This window comes from Nonomuraea terrae, from assembly GCF_004348995.1.
GTDB classification, from domain to species: Bacteria; Actinomycetota; Actinomycetes; order Streptosporangiales; family Streptosporangiaceae; genus Nonomuraea; species Nonomuraea terrae.
This window is the reverse complement of the sequence record NZ_SMKQ01000467.1, coordinates 1-496: the sequence shown is the minus strand read 5'-3', so window position 1 is coordinate 496 and position 496 is coordinate 1. Positions and strand designations below refer to the sequence as shown.

General features: G+C 70.4%; 1 protein-coding gene. It reads right to left on the bottom strand.

What is annotated here, in order from left to right:
- A partial coding sequence (gene nuoK, locus E1286_RS47410) for an NADH-quinone oxidoreductase subunit NuoK (protein ID WP_132623998.1) occupies nucleotides 1-341 on the bottom strand: 341 nt, incomplete at its 3' end.
- Between the last annotated feature and the right edge of the window lie 155 nt (nucleotides 342-496).

Sequence of the window (496 nt, the reverse complement as noted above, 5' to 3'; positions counted from 1 at the left end):
GGGTCGGCCGGCGGGGGTGGCGCGCCGTCGTCGGCCGGTTCGGCGAGGGCGCGCAGGTGGTCGATGTCGACCGTACGGCGGTTGCGGTAGAGCGCCAGGATGATGGCCAGGCCCAGGCCCACCTCGGCGGCCGCGATCACGATGACGAACAGCGTGAGCACCTGACCGCTGTGCAGGCGGTCGCCCAGCCACACGTCGAACGCGACCAGGTTGAGGTTGACGGCGTTGAGCATGAGCTCGACCGACATCAGCACGAGGATCGTGTTGCGGCGGGCGAGGACGCCGTAGACGCCGATGGAGAACAGGAGTGCGGAGACGACCGCCGGATAGACGATGTGCACTAGACACCCCCGGACTGGTCGGGCGCCGTGCCGGACGGCGGTGCGCTTCCCGGCTCCGAAGGGGGCGCAGGGCCGGTCGAAGAGGAAGCAGGGCCGTCGGGAACTGGATCGGGGGTGTGGGAAGCGGACTGGTCTGGAGGGGGTGAGGGGTGGTC